The organism is Tabrizicola fusiformis, assembly GCF_013328815.1.
Classification (GTDB): domain Bacteria; phylum Pseudomonadota; class Alphaproteobacteria; order Rhodobacterales; family Rhodobacteraceae; genus Fuscibacter.
Genome location: NZ_JABUHN010000001.1, coordinates 374,774 through 391,644, shown reverse-complemented (window position 1 = coordinate 391,644; position 16,871 = coordinate 374,774). Strand labels below are relative to the sequence as shown.

Genomic DNA, 16,871 nt, shown 5'->3' with positions numbered 1-16,871 from the left:
TAGCCGATCCGCCGCCAGCCTCAACGCGGCGCTTTGGCGGGGCTGTCGGAGGGGGCGCTGCCCCCGGCGCGTGCCGCGTCCCCCCGGGATATTTGGGCCAAGATGAAATTGCCCTTCTTCAAATACTCCCGCCGGAGGCGTCTGCCAGTGCGGCAAGGGCAAGGTCATGGGCCTTGCGCATCAGGGTCGGCAGATCGGTGGGGTGCAGGTCCGGCATGGCCAGATAGGCGCCGCGCCGGGGCGCGGCTGCCGTCTCGGCCACTAGAACCTGCAGGATCAGGTGGAAATGGGTGAAGGTGTGGCGCACCTCGCCTGCCGGGCGCCAGCCGGCATCCAGCGGCGCGGCACCCGCGCTGCCGTCCCAGCCATCGCCCGGGAAACCCAGCATCCCGCCCAAGAGGCCACGCTCGGGCCGCCGCTCGACCAGCAGGGCACCATCGGGGCGACGGGCCACCCAGACGGTGCCGGTCCGGGTGGGTTTGGCGGCTTTGGGCGTCTTGCGCGGCAGATCGGCGGCGATGCCTGCGCGCCGCGCTGCGCAAAAGCCCGTCACCGGGCAGATGCCGCAGGCGGGGCTGCGCGGGGTGCAGATCGTGGCGCCCAGATCCATCATCGCCTGCGCATGATCGCCCGGGCGGCGCTGCGGTGTCAGAAGGCCCGCCAGCCGGTAAAGTTCGGGCTTGGCGGCGGGCAGCGGCGTTTCCACCGCGAAGAGCCGGGCTGCCACCCGCTCGACATTGCCGTCCAGCACGACTTCGGGCGCGTCATGGGCGATGGCGGAAATCGCGGCGGCGGTATAGGGGCCGATGCCGGGCAGGGTCAGCAGACCCTCGCGGCTGGCCGGAAACACCCCGCCATGGTCGCGCACCACCGCCCGGGCGCAGGCCAGAAGGTTGCGCGCCCGGGCGTAATAGCCAAGCCCGGCCCATTCCGCCATCACCGCCCCATCCTCGGCTGCGGCAAGGTCGGCGACGGTCGGCCAAAGTTGGGTGAAGCGGTGGAAATAGGCACGGACGGCGGCAACCGTTGTCTGCTGCAACATCACCTCGGACAGCCAGACGCGATAGGGGTCAGGCCGCACGCCCGCCGCCCGCTCTGCCGGGCCGGTGCGCCAAGGCATCACCCGGGCCTGCGCATCATACCAGCCCAGCAAAGCCGCCCCGATTTCCGTCACTTGTCCGTCACGCAATCTTTATCCCCCTGCCCCGGCCAAAGCGCTGGCCCGCTCCGGCGCCCCGGCCTAGAATAGCGCGGTAACGAGACAGGACCAGATGGCCCGCAGCCCCGCCCCTCCGCCCAGCCCGAGCCGCCGTATGCGCGGGTTTGAGCCGACTGCCCGGCTTCTGGCCGACCGCATCCGCACGGCAGGCGAGGCGCGCGGTTTTGCCGTGGCGCGGCTGCTGACCCATTGGCCCGAGATCGCCGGAGAAGAGCTGGCGCGCGTGACCCGCCCCGTCAAGGTGCATTACGGGCGCGAAGGGATGGGCGCCAGCCTGACCTTGCTGACGACGGGCGCCATGGCGCCGATCGTGGAAATGCAGAAAGAGGCGCTGCGCGAGCGGGTGAACGCCGTTTACGGCTATGCCGCGATCAGCCGTATCCTGCTGACCCAGACCGCCGCCAGCGGCTTTGCCGAAGGCCAGGCGCAGTTCATGTCCGCCCCGCCCAAGGCGCCGCCGCCGCCAGACCCGGCCATCGCCGCCAAAGCCGCCGAGACGGCCGCACCGATCCGTGACGAAGGGCTACGCGCAGCACTTGAAGCCCTCGCCCAAAACATCTTAACTCGCCGCAAAACCAAGGATGCCCCATGACCATGAATTTCAAGCCCGGCCTGACCGCCCTTGCCCTGACCGCCGGTCTGGGCCTTTTCGCGGCACTGGCTCCGCTGCCGGTCGCGGCGCAGGAGACGGCCCCCGCGACGGCTGCGGTGGATGCCATTCAGGATTTCAGCATCGGCGTGCCGGATGCCAAGGTGCAGATCATCGAATATGCCTCGTTCACCTGCCCGCATTGCGCGCGCTTTCATGAAGAGGTCTTCGGCAAGCTGAAGGCAGATTACATCGACACCGGCAAGGTACGCTTCACCTACCGCGAGGTGTATTTTGACCGCTATGGCCTTTGGGCTGCGATGATGGCCCGTTGCGGCGGCGAGATGCGCTATTTCGGGATCACCGATATCTTGTTCTCGACGCAAGGCGAATGGGCCGCTTCGGATGATCCGGCGGCGGTTGTGGCCAATCTCAAGAAGATCGGCCGCACGGCGGGCATGGATGATGCCGCGCTGGACGCCTGCATGAAGGATGGTGCGACGGCCGAGGCGCTGGTGGCGCATTTCGAAAAGAACTTCACCGCCGATGGCGTGGAAGGCACCCCGACCTTCTTCATCAACGGCGTCAAGCATTCCAACATGGGCTATGACGACCTGAAGGCGCTGATCGAGGCGGAGCTGGCAAAGTAATGCCCGGGCCGCTGGAGGGTGTGAAGGTCATCGAACTGGCCCGGATTCTGGCTGGCCCCTGGGCTGGTCAGACCCTGGCCGATCTGGGCGCCGATGTGATCAAGGTCGAGGCGCCGGAAGGCGACGACACCCGTCGCTGGGGCCCGCCCTTCATCGAGCGGCAGGCGCCTGATGGCAGCATTGACCGTTCGGCGGCCTATTTCCATGCCACCAACCGCGGCAAGCGTGGCATCACCTGCGATTTCCGCACTGCCGAGGGGCAGGAAACCGTCCGCCGTCTGGTGGCCGATGCCGATGTGGTGATCGAGAATTTCAAGGTCGGCGGGCTGGCGAAATACGGGCTGGACTGGGAGAGCCTGCGCGCGGTCAATCCGCGGCTGGTCTATTGCTCGATCACCGGATTTGGCCAGACCGGGCCTTATGCGCATCGCGCGGGCTATGACTTCATCATTCAGGGCATGGCCGGGCTGATGAGCGTCACGGGCGAGCCCGAGGGCCAGCCGCAGAAGGTGGGCGTGGCGGTGACGGATGTGTTCACCGGCGTCTATGCGGCGACGGCCATTCTGGCGGCGCTGGTGCAACGCGGGCGCACCGGCGAGGGCCAGCACATCGACATGGCGCTGATGGATGTGGCCACCTCGATCATGGCCAATCAGGCGATGAACTATCTGGCTTCGGGCAAGGCGCCGGTGAAGATGGGCAATGCCCACCCGAACCTTGCGCCCTATGCGGTGTTCGACTGCGCCGATGGCTGGATCATTCTGGCGACCGGCAATGACGGGCAGTATCAGCGGCTTTGCGGCATTCTGGGGCTTGAGGAGATGGCCGAAGCGCCAGAGTTCCTGACCAATGCCGACCGCATCGCCCACCGGGCCGAAATGACCGCCCGGCTGACCGCAGCCACCCTGCGCTGGCAGAAGGCCGATCTTCTGGGCGCCTGCGAGGCCAAGGGCGTGCCCGCCGGGCCGATCAACGATCTGGCCGAGGTCTTTGCAGATCCGCAAATCCTTGCCCGGCAGATGCAGATTGCGCCCGAAGGCGTGCCCGGCGTGCGCAGCCCAATGACCTTTTCGGGTGCCGAACTGTCGCTGGACCGGCCCGCCCCAAGGCTGGGCCAGCATCAGGACGAGGTTCTGGGTGGCTGACCCCCGCTAGAAGTCGAACAGATCGCTGAGGAAGCTGTCGCGCCGCTTGCGCTTGTAGCCATCCTTGTAATCGTCGTCATCGTCCCGGCGGCGGCGCGGCTCTTCGCGGTAAGAGGCCGGTGCGGCGCCGCGCGGCTCGGGCTGGTAAACCGGCGCAGGCTCGCGCGGGGCGGCAGCGGGGGCCTGCGCGGCGCGTTCGATGATCTTGTCCAACTCGCCCCGGTCCAGCCAGACACCCCGGCATTTCGGGCAATAGTCGATCTCGACCCCATTGCGGTCCGCCATCACCAAAGTTTCGCCATCTACCGGGCAGCGCATGTGTTTCTCCATCTTCGTGCAAAGCGGAGATGGGGTCGGTGCAGCATTGCACAAGGGGCGACCATTGCTGCATGGCGGAATCATGCTTAGGTTTCCTGCGATTGGATGCCCGCAAAGGAAGCGCGATGACCATTTCCTACCAGCCGCCGAAGGTCTGGACCTGGACCACCGGCAACGGTGGCCAGTTCGCCAATATCAACCGCCCCATCGCCGGGCCGACCCATGACAAGGTGCTGCCGCGCGGCGCCCATGGGTTTCAGCTTTACTCGCTGGCCACGCCCAATGGCGTGAAGGTCACGGTGATGTTCGAGGAATTGCTCGAAGCCGGTCACAGTGGCGCCGAATATGACGCCTGGCTCATCGACATCGGCAAGGGCGACCAGTTCGGCTCGGGCTTTGTCGAGGTGAACCCCAATTCCAAGATCCCGGCCCTGCTGGACCTGACCGGGGACAAGCCGGTGCGGCTGTTCGAAAGCGGCTCGATCCTGATCCATCTGGCGGAAAAGTTCGGCGCGTTCCTGCCCGCCGCCGGGCCGGAGCGGAGCGAGGTGCTGAACTGGCTGATGTGGCAGATGGGGTCGGCGCCCTTTGTCGGCGGCGGCTTTGGCCATTTCTACGCCTATGCACCGGAGAAGATCGAATACGCCATCAACCGCTATGCGATGGAAACCAAGCGGCAGCTTGACGTGCTGGACCGCCGTCTGGCCGAGGTGCCTTTCGTCGCGGGGGAAAACTACTCCATCGCCGATATGGCGATCTGGCCGTGGTATGGCGGCATGGTGCTGGGCCGGTCCTATAACGCGGGCGAGTTCCTGGACGTGACCAGCTATAAGAACGTGCTGGCCTGGGCGGAAAAGATCGACGCCCGCCCGGCGGTCAAGCGCGGCCGGATGGTCAACAAGACATGGGGCGAGGACAGTGAAAAGCTGCCCGAGCGCCATTCGGCGGCCGATTTCGCGGGCAAGGCAATCTGATCTGGCAGGATGGGCAATATTGCCCATCCTACGGTTTACAGACCCGGCGCCAGCGACTATCCTGTGATTGAGCCGGAACGATGGCGTCGTTCCAGGGGCCTATGCCCCGCCGCTTGCAGGGCAACCTGCCTTCGTCCTGTACGCCGGGACCTTTCGGGGTCCGGGCGTATGACGTCAGACCCCTGTGATGAGGTCTGAAATGACAACCGAACGTCCGCAGCAATACCGCTTCCACCAAGGCGACCGGGTTCTGCCCTTCTCGTCCGAGGAATATGACACCCGCCTCGCCGATCTGCGCGAGATGATGGAGGTGCAGGGGATCGAAGCCTGCGTCTTCACCTCGATGCACAACATCGCCTATTACTCGGGCTTTCTCTATTGCTCGTTCGGGCGGCCCTATGGGCTGGTCGTGACGCCGACGCAAAGCGTGACGATCAGCGCCGGCATCGACGCGGGGCAGCCCTGGCGGCGCTGCCATGGCGACAACATCACCTATACCGATTGGCAGCGCGACAATTACTGGCGCGCGATCCTGTCGGTGGTGGGCGAGGGCCGGGTGGTGGGCTGCGAGGCGGACCATCTGACGCTGCTGCAATCGGAAAAGCTGAACCATTTCCTGAAACCCCGGCGCGGGGTGGATATTGCGCCCGCCACCATGCTGCAACGCATGATGAAATCGCCGGCCGAGCTTGAGCTGATCCGCCATGGCGCCGCCGTGGCCGATGTCGGCGGCTTTGCCATCCGCGACGCGGTGCGCGAGGGGGCCCGCGAAATCGACATTGCCATGGCGGGCCGGGACGCGATGGAACTGGAAATCGCCAAGCGCTTTCCCGATGCCGAATACCGCGACACCTGGGTCTGGTTCCAGTCGGGCATCAACACCGACGGCGCCCATAACCCGGTGACCAGCCGCAAGCTCAAGCGCGGCGATATCCTGTCGCTGAACACTTTCCCGATGATCTCGGGCTATTACACCGCCCTTGAACGCACGATGTTCGTGGGCGAGGTTGATGCCGCCAGCCGCCGCATCTGGGATATCAACGTGGCAGCCCATGAATATGGCATGAGCCTGCTGGTGCCCGGTGCGAAATGTTCCGAAGTCACGGCCAAGCTGAACACATTCTTCGAGGAACATCAGGTGCTGCAATACCGCACCTTCGGCTATGGCCATTCCTTCGGCGTTCTGAGCCATTACTACGGGCGCGAGGCGGGGCTGGAACTGCGCGAGGATATCGACACCGTGCTGGAGCCGGGCATGGTGATTTCGATGGAGCCGATGCTGACCATCCCCGACGGGCAGCCGGGGGCCGGTGGCTACCGCGAGCATGACATCCTGATCGTCACCGAAACCGGCAATGAGGATATCACTAAATATCCCTATGGCCCCGATTTCAACGTGGTGGGCTGATGCCTTGGCCCGGGCGCGCCGTGACGCGCGCCCGGGCTTTTCAATAGACGATATCCAGCGGCACCGGCATTTCCGCCGGCAGCACCCGCACCGAGGCGCCCTGCCGCACCCGGCGTTCAAGGTCGATGATGTCCTGATCCAAGAGCCGGATGCAGCCCGAAGACACCGCCTTGCCCAGATATTGCGGTTCGCAGGCGCCGTGGATGCGGTAAAGGGTATCCTCGCCATTCTGGAACAGATAAAGCGCCCGCGCCCCCAGGGGGTTGCCCGGCCCGCCCGGCATCCCGCCCTTGGCCACGGTATAGGGCGCCAGCTCCGGGCGGCGCATCACCATCGCATCGGGCACCTTCCATGTCGGCCAGGCGCGGGTGAACTGCACGCGCGCCGCGCCACTCCATGAAAAGGCGGCGGCGCCGGTGCCTGCGCCATAGCGCATGGCCGTGGCGGGGCTTTCCACCAGATGCAGCAAGCCCTCGCCCGGATCGACGATGATCGTGCCGGGGGCGTCTTCGGGATAGGGGTTCACCACCTGCTGCCGCCAGAACCGTGGATCGACGACATCTTCGGGCACGGCGGGCACCGGGAAGGGTTCGTCGTAAAGCGCGCCATAGAAGGCGGGCAGCGGCGGCCAGTCGGGTTTGGGCGGCGAAACCGGGGCGGGGTCGGGGCGGACACAGGCGGCAAGCGCCGCAACGGGCGCCGCCGCGACGAATGAACGTCGGGTAAGCATGGGATATCCTTGCGGTGGATTGGGTCTGGGGTTGGTGCCGGGAAAGGGTCAGGCCCGCTTGGGCGGTGGCGTGGCCGTATCGGGCAACAGCGCCGTGCCCATCACGATTGCCAGCGGCGGGCGCGCCCGCGTGGTGCCGGGGGCACCCAGCGGCAGAACCGGAGGCAAAAGCCCCGGCTCTTGTGCGCAGCTTTGCCCGGGCAAAAGCGCCGTGCGGCAGCGATGCGCCGCGCGCAGCACAACAGGCTCACCCTTCTGCGCCATGATCGCCAGCGGCTGGGGTCGCTGGGCCGAGGCCGACAGCCACGCCCCCCAAGGCAGCAGGGCCACCACCAACAGGCCGAAAAGCAGGGCGCGCAAGTTGATCATCCGGTCAGGATACCCGCTCTGCGCCGCAGCGACCACCGCCGCCCGGACACAATGGCGCGAGCGGGGCGCGAGGAGCGATTGCAAAACCGTCACGTCCCCGTCACCCGCACGTCACCCAAGCCCGCCATTGGCCTTGCTGGAAACCCCAGCAAGGAACACCCCATGTCCACGCGCCTTCTTGGCATGACCTCGGTTCTGGCCCTTTGTGCCGCCCTGCCCGCCCTGGCCGATCCGATGTTCAACCGTATCGCCACCTTCGCCACCCCCGACAACATGGCCGAAGGCGAAGACCGCAGCCGCCCGACCTCGGCCGAGATCATTTCGGCCACCGAGGATGGCATGGTGCTGATCTATACCGACAGCCCGCTGGGCGTGATCGGCCTGATCGACATTGCCGACCCGCGCGCGCCCAAGCCCCTTGGCAATATCGCGGTGGGCGGCGAGCCGACCACGGCCAAAGAACTGGCCGGCAAGATTTTTGCAGGGGTGAACACCTCGGAAAGCTTTGCCAATCCTTCGGGCAAGCTGGTGACGATCGACCTAGCCTCCAAAGCGGTCGAGGCGGAATGCGATCTGGGCGGCCAGCCGGATTCGGTCGCCGCCGCCAAGGACGGCAGCTTCCTTGCCATCGCCATCGAGAACGAGCGCGACGAAGAGGTGAATGACGGCGCCATCCCGCAGATGCCCGCCGGCTATGTGGTGAAACTGCCGATCAAGGATGGCGTGGCCGATTGCGCGGCCTTGCAGAAGATCGAGGTCACGGGTCTGGCCGAAATCGCCCCCGAAGATCCCGAGCCGGAATTTGTCGATATCAACGCCAAGGGCGAAATCGTCGTCACCCTGCAGGAAAACAACCATGTCGTGGTGATCGGCGCCGATGGCGCGGTGACCAGCCATTTCAGCGCCGGCGCGATCGACCTTGAGGGCATCGACACCAAGAGCGATGGCAAGCTGGACTTCTCGAAGAAGAAGGAAGGCGTGCTGCGCGAACCCGACGGGGTGAAATGGCTGACCGACGATCTGTTCGCGGTGGCCAACGAGGGCGATTACAAGGGCGGCAGCCGGTCGTGGACGGTGTTCGACCGCACGGGCACCGTGGTTTACGAATCCGGCGCCACGCTGGAACATGCCATCGCCGAAATCGGCCATTATCCCGAAGGCCGCTCGAAATCGAAAGGCGTGGAGCTTGAGTCGGTCGAAGCGGCGGTGTTCGACGGCACGCCCTTGGCCTTTGTCGCCTCGGAACGGGCGTCGGTCATCGGGGTTTACGATGTGACTGACCCGGCGGCGCCGGTGCTGAAACAGCTTCTGCCCTCGGGCGTGTCGCCCGAAGGTATGGTGGCCATCCCGCAACGCAACCTGCTGGCCAGCGCGAATGAGGTGGACCTTGTCGAAGATGGCGGCGTGCGGGCGCATGTGATGATCTATGAACGTGCCGAAGGCCCGGCGGCCTATCCGATGATCACCTCGGCCGGCAGCGCGGACCTCATCGGCTGGGGCGCGCTGTCCGGTCTTGCTGCCGATCCGGCAGAGGCGGGCAAACTCTTTGCCGTTTCGGACTCGGTCTATGGCGCCGCGCCGGTGATCTATAGCATCGACGCCACGCAAACCCCGGCGCGGATCACCTCTTCGCTGCTGGTGACCCGTGGCGGCGATGCGGCGCAGAAGCTGGACCTTGAAGGCATTGCGACCGATGGCGAGGGCGGCTTCTGGCTCGCCTCCGAAGGGCGCAGCGACAAGCTGGTGCCGCACGCGCTGCTGCATGTGAATGCCGAAGGCGAGATCAAGGAAGAGATCGCCCTGCCCGAAGCCCTGCTGGACAATGAAATCCGCTTTGGCTTCGAAGGGGTGGCGGTTTCGGGCAACACCGTTTGGCTGGCGGTGCAGCGCGAATGGCAGGACGACCCGAAGGGGATGGTCAAGCTTCTGGCCTATGACACCGAAGCGAAGACCTGGGGCGCGGTGCATTACCCTCTGGACGCGCCGGGCGAAGGCGCCTGGATGGGCCTGTCGGAAATCACCCTGCACGGCGATTGGGCCTATATCGTCGAGCGTGACAACCAGATCGGCGCGGCGGCGGTCACCAAGAAGCTTTACCGCGTGAAGCGGACCGACATGACCCCGGTGGAGCTGGGCGGCGCGCTGCCGGTGGTGGCCAAGGAACTGGTGCGTGACCTCATGCCCGATCTGGCAGTGCTGAACGGCTATACCGCCGAAAAGGTCGAGGGCTTTGCCATCGACGTGGGTGGCACCGGCTGGGTGGTGACCGACAATGACGGGGTGAGCGATTCGTCGGGCGAAACCCTGTTCTTGAGCATCGGCCAGATGGACGCTGCCGCCAACTAAGCCTTTGAACTTGCGAATCGGGCCTCCGGCGGCAACGCCGGGGGCTTTTCTTTTTGCAACCTCAGAGCGGGGCTTGACGCAGGGCCCGGTCCGGGCGCTTTCTGCCCGAATTATCCACAAGCCGAGACTCAGTCGTGAACACCCCGATTCTCCGCCTTCTGGCGATTCTCTCCTTTGCCGCCCTCGCCGCCTGCGGCGGGCCGAAGGAAAAGGTTACCGAAGACCCCAACAAGACCCTGCCCGGCTATGAGGGGGTGCAAGACGGCGAATTCTATATCGAGCCGGTGCCCGCCAACCTGCTGGAAGAAGACCGCGCCAAGACCGAGGTTACCTATACCGGCCCCGAACGGCCCGGAACCATCGTGGTCGATACTTTCGCGCGCAAGCTGTTCCTTGTGCAGGAGGGGGGCACCGCCACCCGCTATGCCATCGCTGTCGGGCGCGAGGGGCTGTCGTTCCGCGGCTCGGGCGTGATCGGGCGCAAAGCGGAATGGCCCTCGTGGCAGCCCACCGCCAATATGGTGCGCACCCGCCCCGACCTTTACGGCCATCTTGCGGGCGGCCTGCCGGGCGGGCTTGATAACCCCTTGGGCGCGCGGGCGATGTATCTCTATCGCGGCGGGCGCGACACGATGTTCCGCATCCATGGCACCGTGCAGAACGAGTCGATCGGTCACGCCACCAGCGCCGGCTGCATCCGCCTGTTCAATCAGGATGCCATCGACCTTTACAACCGCATCCCGAACGGCACCCCGGTCAAGGTGCGCTCGCTGGAGGAAAGCCTCGCCATCGAGGGACCGTATATGGATGATGCCTGGGGCCGCGCCGTGCCGCAGACGCCCGAGAACATTGCCAAGCTGGAAACCGACAAGGCCCAGATCGCCGCGGATGAGGCGGCCCAGGCCGAGGCTGACCGCATTGCCGCCGAGAAGGCCGCGAAAGAGGCGGCCAAGGCCGACAAGAAGCGCCTTTCGGCCTGCAAGCGGCAAGGTATCGCGGCCGAAGACTGCCCGCCGCTGCCCGATCTGACCGCTTCGGCGGGCGCGGCCGACACCCAGGGCTGAGTTTTCCACCAAGGCGGGCGGCGGAGCGTAAACGCTCCGCCGCTTTTCAGGATGGGTCCGTCACAGGATCACATAATCCTTGAGGGTGGTCTCCAGCACCTCCCATGTGCCCGTGAACCCCGGGCGGATGATGAAGCTGTCGCCCGCCTTGAGATGGGTCACGCTGCCGTTCGCGCCGGTCAGCACTGAATGGCCCTCGTGGATATAGACATATTCCCATTCCGAATAGGTCACTGCCCATTTCCCGGGGGTGGATTGCCACATGCCGCAATAGAGGGTGCCGCGCTCTTCCTGATTCCAGGTCGTATGCACCGGATCGCCCGCCAGCACCGTCCGGGGGCGGCTGATTTCGGGGGGAATACCATCGCGGCTGACGCGCTTGATCAAGGCCATATGTTTCTCCTGTCTGGACCGGCCGATTGGGCACCGCGCCCCGGCCCGGGTCAAGCCCCGCCCGAACGCCGCAGCGCAGCGCAATATTCTTGCACAGCCGCCGGGGCTGTGCCCTTATATCGGGCAGGTTGAAACTGCAGGCGGAGCCCCCGCGATGAGTGCCACATCCCCCCACCGCTCGGTCCTGCCGCCGGAGATCCGCGCCCGCAAGGGGACCGCCCCGCTGGTGGTGCTGACCGCCTATACCACGCCCGGCGCCCGGCTGGTGGACCCGCATTGCGACATCGCCCTTGTGGGCGATTCCGTCGGCATGGTGCTGCACGGAATGCCCAGCACGCTGGGCGTGACGATGGAGATGATGATCCTGCACGGCCGCTCGGTGGTCAAAGGTCTTACACGCGCCATGGCGGTGATCGACATGCCCTTCGGCAGCTATGAGGAAAGCCCGCAGCAAGCCTATCGCAACGCCGCCCGGCTGATGGCCGAAACCGGCGCCCCTGCCGTCAAGCTGGAGGGCGGCGCGCATATGGCCGAGACGATTGCTTTCCTGACCCGCCGCGGCGTGCCGGTGATGGCGCATATCGGCCTGACCCCGCAGGCGGTGAACACGCTGGGCGGCTACAAGGTTGTGGGCCGCGAGGGTGAGGCCGACAGCGTGATGGAAGACGCCCGCGCGGTCGAGTCGGCCGGGGCCTTTGCCGTGGTTCTGGAAAAGGTGCCCATGGGGCTGGCCGCGCGGATCACCCAAAGCCTGACCATCCCCACCATCGGCATCGGCGCCGGCGTGCAGTGCGACGGTCAGGTTCTGGTGGTCGATGACATGCTGGGCCTTTTCACCGACTTCCGCCCGAAATTCGTGAAACGCTATGCCGAGTTGGGCCGCACCGCCGATGAGGCCATCGCCGCCTACGCCGCCGAGGTGCGCGGGCGGCAGTTCCCGGGCGAAGAGCATTCCTTCCCCGACACCCTTCCCGCGAAAGGCCCGAAATGACCGAGATCATCCAGACCGTCGCAGACCTGCGTTCAAAGGTGCGGGCGTGGCGGGCGGCGGGGCAAAAGATCGGCGTGGTGCCCACCATGGGCGCCCTGCACGAAGGCCACCTGTCGCTGGCCCGCCGGGCGCGGGCGGAATGTGACCGGGTGATCACCACGATCTTCGTCAACCCCAAGCAGTTCAACAACCCCGACGACCTGAAGAAATACCCCCGCACACTGGAAGCTGACGCGGTGCTGCTGTCCGGCGTGCCGGTGGATGTGGTCTTTGCGCCGGGTGTGGAAGAGGTCTACCCGGATGGCTTCATCACCACGGTTTCGGTGGGCGGGGTGTCAGAACCGCTGGAAGGCCGGATGCGGCCCGGCCATTTCGACGGCGTGGCAACGGTGGTGACCAAACTCTTCGGCATGACCGAAGCGGATCGCGGCTATTTCGGCCAGAAGGACTGGCAGCAGTTGCAGGTCGTGCTGCGGCTGGTGCGCGACCTGAACCTTCCGGTCGAGGTGGTGGGCTGCGAAACCATCCGCGAGGCGGACGGTCTGGCGATGTCCTCGCGCAACGTGCGGCTGACGCCGGAAGGCCGTGCGGTGGCCGGGGTGCTGTATGCCGCAGTGACAGTGGCCGCCGAGGAAATCCGCGCCGGACAGTCCGACCGCATGGCCATCCGCGAAGCGGCGGAAAAACTGCGCGCGGCGGGGTTTGAGCGGGTGGAATATATCGAGCTGCGCGATGCCGAAACCCTGATGCCCTCGGACGACCCACGCCGCCCGCGCCGGATGTTGGCCGCCGCCTGGCTGGACGGGGTGCGGCTGATCGACAACATTCCGGTTTAGGCCCGCAGCCCCGGGGCGCTGCGCCGGACCCCGGGATATTTGAGGAGAGCGGATATTGAACGGCGGGTTCATCCTCTCTCTGAAAATATCCCGGGGTGAGGCGCCGCAGGCGACGAGGGGCAGCGCCCCTATTGCAACAGATCCGCCAGCACCAGCGCCATGACCTTGGCGCTGTCCATCATATCCTGCACGCCCACCCATTCATCCGGCTGATGCGCCAGATGCAAGAGGCCCGGCCCATAGGCGATGCAATTCGACAGCCGCCCGATGCGGTCGATGTGCTTCTGGTCATAGGTGCCGGGCGAGACGACATAATCCGCCATCCGGCCCAGTACGGCCTCAATCGCGGCGGCAGTGCTTTTCACCACCGGGGCCTCGCGGCTGGCCATGGTTGGCTGCACCTCGAACAGGGTGCGGATGTCATAGCTGAAGCCGGGGCGGCGGGATTTCACCCGCTCCAGCACGTCGGAAACCTCGGCCTTCACCTGTGCGAGGTCTTCTTCGATCAGAAAGCGCCGGTCGATCACGATGCGGCAGCGGTCGGCCACGCAGGGCGCGGGCAAGGCGGTGGACCCCGGCGCAGGCTCGGCCTCGCCCCCGTGGATCGAATTGATGTTCAGCGTCGATTGCCGCGCCCCTTCGGGCACCACCGGCATTTCGGTGCGTTTGGTGGCGAGAAGCGGGTAAAGCCGGTCCTCGATCTCTTCCAGCACCGCGCCCATGTGGCGGATCGCGCTGTCGCCCAGAAACGGCATCGAGCCATGGGCGATGCGGCCATGGGTTTCCACCTCGGCCCACCAGACGCCGCGATGGCCCAGACAGATGCGGTCCTTGTGCAAAGGTTCGGGGATGATGACATGCTGCACCTTGGCCGGGCTGAAATAGCCCCGCTCTGCCAGCCAGGCCACGCCGCCGTAGCCACCGGTTTCCTCATCCGCCGTCGCCGAAATCTCGATGGCGCCGCGAAAGCCGGGGCGGGCGGCCAGAAACGCCTCGGCGGCAATCACGCTTGCCGCCAGCCCGCCCTTCATGTCGCAGGCGCCGCGGCCATAGATGCGGTCTCCGTCCAGTTCACCGCCGAACGGGTCGCGCGTCCAGCCGTGGCCGACCTCGACCACATCATGGTGGCTGTTGAAATGCACACAAGGCCCCGGCCCGCCCTCATACCGCGCGACCATGTTCCAGCGGGGGAAGGCGTCGCTGTCGCCGGGGCTGCCAGTCGCGCGCAAGAGTTCCACCGCCCAACCCTGCGCCATCAGCCGCGCCGCGAGATAGTCGCAGATCGCCCGATAGTTCCGCCCCGGCGGATTCAGCGTCGGAATGCGGATCAGATCCTGCGTCAGACCGATAAGGTCTTGGCGGCGGGCCATGACTTGGGCAAGGATATCGGCATCGTTCATGGGGAACAGAGTGCCGCGCAACACCCCTGCGGGGCAATCCGATTTTCCTGTGATGCGGGATGTAAACAGTCGCAACATCCCCATATGCTGGTTGTCATTGCAAGGGAGGGCCCGATGGCCGATTTCGACGCTCAGATTCAGGAAAGCCAGAAGCAGGTTGCCGCCGCACAGGCCAAGATTTCCGAGGTGACGGCGCGGATCGAAGCCGGCCGCGCCAAGATCGAGGCCGGTGAGGCCGCGATCGACGTGGAAAACGCCACGCTGGACGATGTGCGCAAGCATACCGACGTGATGAACGCCAATATCGCCGAGCTGATCATGGGGCTGGACGATGTGACGGCGGGTTTCTCGAAGGATTTCGACGAGATGCGCTCGAAGACCGGCTGGGAGAGCTTTGTTGGCATCTTCTCGGGCGCGAAATCGGAATCGCTGCGGCAGGAACGGCTGCGCACGGCCAGCATCGACGACAAGTTGCAGGACTTGATCAGCAAATCCGACGTGATCGTGCGGCTCTTGCAGGGCCAGCTTGACCTGCTGAATGTCCAGAAGGCCAAGGTCGAGGCCAATCTGGGCGACACGCTGATCCAGCGGGAAACCACGGTCGCAGCGCTTGAGGCGGTTCGGGCCGAAATTGCCGCGATGGACCCCAAGATCATCGAGCTGGAAAACAAGATTTCGGTCGAGATGGATGCCGCCGCGCGGACCAAGCTGGAAACCGACCTTGCCGAACTGAACGCGAAATACAACGCGCTGGTGCAGGACGAACAGGTGCAACTGGCCAAAAGCCAGACGCTGGAACGCTATATCGAGAAGGGCAAGACCTGGGTGGACAGCCTGACCAATCAGGCGGCCACCCAACTGGTGCTGATCAACAAGCTGCAAACCGATACCAAGCAGCGCGTGGTTCTCTATGACGCGCTGACCAGCAGCTTGAAAACCGCACAGCAGCAGGACGTTGCCCACCGCATCAACGAAATCGGCGTGAAGACGGATCAAGAGGCGCAAGCCGCCATGGCCGCCATCGGTGCCGCGACGAATGACAAGATGGCCGACATGCTGGAAGCCCACGAAGGCCACATGGTCTTTGCCCGCCAGATTCTGGAGCAGAAGGCCAAGGCGGATGAACGCTTTGCCCGTCGCTTCGCGGCGATTGTCGAGAAGCACGACAAGAACGCTTACGGTGAGTAAGCCGACCGGGGCCGCTTCGGCGGTCCCGCCCCCAACAGGTGGAAGCCGATGCCTGATCCCTCGATCAAGGAAACCCTCGTCAACGACCATGCCGAGCTTTACGACACCGCCATCGCCCGGCGCTATTTTGCAAAGTTCGACCGGATCACCGGCCATCTGGCGCGGGTCGCAGGCGAGGTTGAGGCCGAAGGGAAGCTGACCCGGACCGAGGCGCGAATTCTGGGCCGCTATCTTGCCTCCCTGACGGCGAGTTTCCGCGCCCTCAGCCACAAGTATCTGATGACCGGCCTGGCCGAAGGCGCCCCGCGCCTGACCTTTGACCGGCACGAAAGTGGCTTTCCGGTGGCGCAGGAACTGATGGTGATGGCCGTCGATGCCGCGCAGGCGGGCAAGCACCTGCAGGGCATGGCCTCGGAAACCGAGCTGAAAGACCGCATGGTGCGCCAGATCGTCCGCGACCTGACCGTGCCCACCGCGCTGCAATTCGCCCTGTCACAGCGACTCTATTATGAGGCGCTGGCGGCGGGCGGCCTGTTCCTGACCCGCAACGACCCTGATGCACAGTGGATCGAAGATCGCGGCCCCCGCCGCCATTTTCTGGTGCATTGGGCGGTCTATGATACCCAAGCCAACCTGCCGGTGGTCTATCTGCTGAATGTCGAGGATTCCGGCAAGAAGCCCCTGCCCAATGACGACCGCCGCTGGCCGCTGGTCAGTCAGGGTCTGGTGGCGCAGTCGTTGACCGGGCTGAAACTCTTGACCATCGCGCAGGGTTTCGACAAGGATTTTGAGGCGCTGCACCCCAAACGCCTGCGCCGCCTGACGCTTGGCCCGATGTATAGCCATGATTTCACGCTGCAATCCGGCCCGATCTCGACCGTTCTGACCAATGCCGCCGCCCCTGACGGCGACGACTGGGCATTGGTCTGGACCGTGGAAGACCTGATCTCGGACCGCGAGGAAGAGGTGAAGGACGGCTGGTTCTCGACCGCCAATCGCCAGATCTGGAAGCTGGACCCGCTGACCGGCATCGACACCGGCACCAGCCGCACCGAACGCATGGTCATACTGCCCGAACGCCCGTTTCAGGCGATGACCGACCTGAACGCCCCCGGATTGCGCGACCTGCGCAAGTTCGTCGTCGGCGCCGGCGGCCGCATCCTTCCGGCGGTGTAGAATGACCGGGCGGCACACCATTCCCGCCGTCGCCGGGGGCCCTGCCCCCGAACCCCCGGGATATTTCTGCCAAGA

The 16,871-nt window shown here is 65.4% G+C and carries 16 protein-coding genes and 1 pseudogene; 11 read left to right on the top strand and 6 right to left on the bottom strand.

All coding sequences use genetic code 11. The annotated features are described in order from the left end of the window. Window positions 1-118: 118 nt before the first annotated feature. Window positions 119-1,120 (bottom strand): A/G-specific adenine glycosylase, encoded by a 1,002-nt coding sequence (locus HS053_RS01855; protein ID WP_174209631.1) that lies wholly within the window; start codon window positions 1,118-1,120, stop codon window positions 119-121. 151 nt (window positions 1,121-1,271) lie between these two features. On the opposite strand from HS053_RS01855, the gene HS053_RS01850 reads away from it, so the two are divergent. The 3 genes from HS053_RS01850 to HS053_RS01840 are packed head-to-tail and all read left to right on the top strand — an operon-like array spanning window position 1,272 to window position 3,603. Further along, a complete protein-coding gene (locus HS053_RS01850) occupies window positions 1,272-1,811 on the top strand; it encodes a DUF721 domain-containing protein (protein WP_174209476.1) in 540 nt (179 codons plus the stop codon). After that, window positions 1,808-2,458, top strand: coding sequence for a DsbA family protein (locus HS053_RS01845; RefSeq protein ID WP_458358872.1), 651 nt, complete (start codon window positions 1,808-1,810; stop codon window positions 2,456-2,458). The genes HS053_RS01850 and HS053_RS01845 overlap by 4 nt, the downstream gene beginning before the upstream one ends. Beyond that, window positions 2,458-3,603, top strand: coding sequence for a CaiB/BaiF CoA transferase family protein (locus HS053_RS01840; protein ID WP_174209475.1), 1,146 nt, complete (start codon window positions 2,458-2,460; stop codon window positions 3,601-3,603). Before HS053_RS01845 ends, HS053_RS01840 begins: the two co-directional genes overlap by 1 nt. Before the next feature lie 6 nt (window positions 3,604-3,609). Here the strand turns inward: HS053_RS01840 and HS053_RS01835 are convergent, their stop codons facing one another. Further along, on the bottom strand, window positions 3,610-3,921 hold the full coding sequence (locus HS053_RS01835; protein WP_174209629.1) for a TFIIB-type zinc ribbon-containing protein: 312 nt from the start codon (window positions 3,919-3,921) through the stop codon (window positions 3,610-3,612). 125 nt (window positions 3,922-4,046) lie between these two features. On the opposite strand from HS053_RS01835, the gene yghU reads away from it, so the two are divergent. After that, window positions 4,047-4,895: a glutathione-dependent disulfide-bond oxidoreductase gene (yghU, locus tag HS053_RS01830; protein ID WP_174209474.1), complete on the top strand. Its 849-nt coding sequence runs from the start codon at window positions 4,047-4,049 to the stop codon at window positions 4,893-4,895. Window positions 4,896-5,094: 199 nt separating this feature from the next. After that, window positions 5,095-6,303, top strand: coding sequence for a M24 family metallopeptidase (locus tag HS053_RS01825; RefSeq protein ID WP_174209473.1), 1,209 nt, complete (start codon window positions 5,095-5,097; stop codon window positions 6,301-6,303). Between the two features lie 40 nt (window positions 6,304-6,343). Here HS053_RS01825 and HS053_RS01820 read toward each other — a convergent pair whose 3' ends face one another. After that, window positions 6,344-7,033: a L,D-transpeptidase gene (locus HS053_RS01820; RefSeq protein WP_174209472.1), complete on the bottom strand. Its 690-nt coding sequence runs from the start codon at window positions 7,031-7,033 to the stop codon at window positions 6,344-6,346. Between the two features lie 48 nt (window positions 7,034-7,081). After that, entirely contained in the window at window positions 7,082-7,495 is a 414-nt protein-coding gene (locus tag HS053_RS01815) for a hypothetical protein (protein ID WP_174209471.1), read from the bottom strand. Between the two features lie 69 nt (window positions 7,496-7,564). Between HS053_RS01815 and HS053_RS01810 the strand changes: the two genes are divergently transcribed. Together HS053_RS01810 and HS053_RS01805 are read left to right on the top strand one after the other, a co-directional pair. Next, complete coding sequence (locus tag HS053_RS01810; RefSeq protein ID WP_174209470.1) at window positions 7,565-9,748, top strand: esterase-like activity of phytase family protein; 2,184 nt, start codon at window positions 7,565-7,567, stop codon at window positions 9,746-9,748. Window positions 9,749-9,882: 134 nt separating this feature from the next. Beyond that, a pseudogene (locus tag HS053_RS01805) lies at window positions 9,883-10,611 on the top strand (L,D-transpeptidase); the annotation flags it as partial. Window positions 10,612-10,872: 261 nt separating this feature from the next. Here HS053_RS01805 and HS053_RS01800 read toward each other — a convergent pair. Beyond that, window positions 10,873-11,205 (bottom strand): cupin domain-containing protein, encoded by a 333-nt coding sequence (locus tag HS053_RS01800; protein WP_174209469.1) that lies wholly within the window; start codon window positions 11,203-11,205, stop codon window positions 10,873-10,875. Between the two features lie 154 nt (window positions 11,206-11,359). Between HS053_RS01800 and panB the strand changes: the two genes are divergently transcribed. Both panB and panC read left to right on the top strand, forming a co-directional pair. Beyond that, window positions 11,360-12,196, top strand: coding sequence for a 3-methyl-2-oxobutanoate hydroxymethyltransferase (gene panB / locus HS053_RS01795; RefSeq protein WP_174209468.1), 837 nt, complete (start codon window positions 11,360-11,362; stop codon window positions 12,194-12,196). Beyond that, window positions 12,193-13,032, top strand: coding sequence for a pantoate--beta-alanine ligase (panC, locus tag HS053_RS01790; protein WP_174209467.1), 840 nt, complete (start codon window positions 12,193-12,195; stop codon window positions 13,030-13,032). The genes panB and panC overlap by 4 nt, the downstream gene beginning before the upstream one ends. A gap of 128 nt (window positions 13,033-13,160) precedes the next feature. On the opposite strand, the gene HS053_RS01785 is transcribed toward panC, so the two are convergent. Continuing rightward, window positions 13,161-14,432, bottom strand: a complete 1,272-nt coding sequence (locus HS053_RS01785) for an acetylornithine deacetylase/succinyl-diaminopimelate desuccinylase family protein (protein ID WP_174209627.1) — start codon at window positions 14,430-14,432, stop codon at window positions 13,161-13,163. 114 nt (window positions 14,433-14,546) lie between these two features. On the opposite strand from HS053_RS01785, the gene HS053_RS01780 reads away from it, so the two are divergent. Together HS053_RS01780 and HS053_RS01775 are read left to right on the top strand one after the other, a co-directional pair. Further along, window positions 14,547-15,620 (top strand): coiled-coil domain-containing protein, encoded by a 1,074-nt coding sequence (locus HS053_RS01780; protein ID WP_174209466.1) that lies wholly within the window; start codon window positions 14,547-14,549, stop codon window positions 15,618-15,620. 48 nt (window positions 15,621-15,668) lie between these two features. Continuing rightward, window positions 15,669-16,796, top strand: coding sequence for a hypothetical protein (locus HS053_RS01775; protein ID WP_174209465.1), 1,128 nt, complete (start codon window positions 15,669-15,671; stop codon window positions 16,794-16,796). The last annotated feature ends 75 nt before the right edge of the window (window positions 16,797-16,871 follow it).

Bases quoted from the DNA above. Each gene is read 5' to 3' on its own strand.
- HS053_RS01855 (WP_174209631.1), bottom strand. From the start codon at position 1,120: ATGCCTTGGCGCACCGGCCCGGCAGAGCGGGCGGCGGGCGTGCGGCCT.
- HS053_RS01850 (WP_174209476.1), top strand. From the start codon at position 1,272: ATGGCCCGCAGCCCCGCCCCTCCGCCCAGCCCGAGCCGCCGTATGCGC.
- HS053_RS01845 (WP_458358872.1), top strand. From the start codon at position 1,808: ATGACCATGAATTTCAAGCCCGGCCTGACCGCCCTTGCCCTGACCGCC.
- HS053_RS01840 (WP_174209475.1), top strand. From the start codon at position 2,458: ATGCCCGGGCCGCTGGAGGGTGTGAAGGTCATCGAACTGGCCCGGATT.
- HS053_RS01835 (WP_174209629.1), bottom strand. From the start codon at position 3,921: ATGCGCTGCCCGGTAGATGGCGAAACTTTGGTGATGGCGGACCGCAAT.
- yghU (WP_174209474.1), top strand. From the start codon at position 4,047: ATGACCATTTCCTACCAGCCGCCGAAGGTCTGGACCTGGACCACCGGC.
- HS053_RS01825 (WP_174209473.1), top strand. From the start codon at position 5,095: ATGACAACCGAACGTCCGCAGCAATACCGCTTCCACCAAGGCGACCGG.
- HS053_RS01820 (WP_174209472.1), bottom strand. From the start codon at position 7,033: ATGCTTACCCGACGTTCATTCGTCGCGGCGGCGCCCGTTGCGGCGCTT.
- HS053_RS01810 (WP_174209470.1), top strand. From the start codon at position 7,565: ATGTCCACGCGCCTTCTTGGCATGACCTCGGTTCTGGCCCTTTGTGCC.
- HS053_RS01800 (WP_174209469.1), bottom strand. From the start codon at position 11,205: ATGGCCTTGATCAAGCGCGTCAGCCGCGATGGTATTCCCCCCGAAATC.
- panB (WP_174209468.1), top strand. From the start codon at position 11,360: ATGAGTGCCACATCCCCCCACCGCTCGGTCCTGCCGCCGGAGATCCGC.
- panC (WP_174209467.1), top strand. From the start codon at position 12,193: ATGACCGAGATCATCCAGACCGTCGCAGACCTGCGTTCAAAGGTGCGG.
- HS053_RS01785 (WP_174209627.1), bottom strand. From the start codon at position 14,432: ATGAACGATGCCGATATCCTTGCCCAAGTCATGGCCCGCCGCCAAGAC.
- HS053_RS01780 (WP_174209466.1), top strand. From the start codon at position 14,547: ATGGCCGATTTCGACGCTCAGATTCAGGAAAGCCAGAAGCAGGTTGCC.
- HS053_RS01775 (WP_174209465.1), top strand. From the start codon at position 15,669: ATGCCTGATCCCTCGATCAAGGAAACCCTCGTCAACGACCATGCCGAG.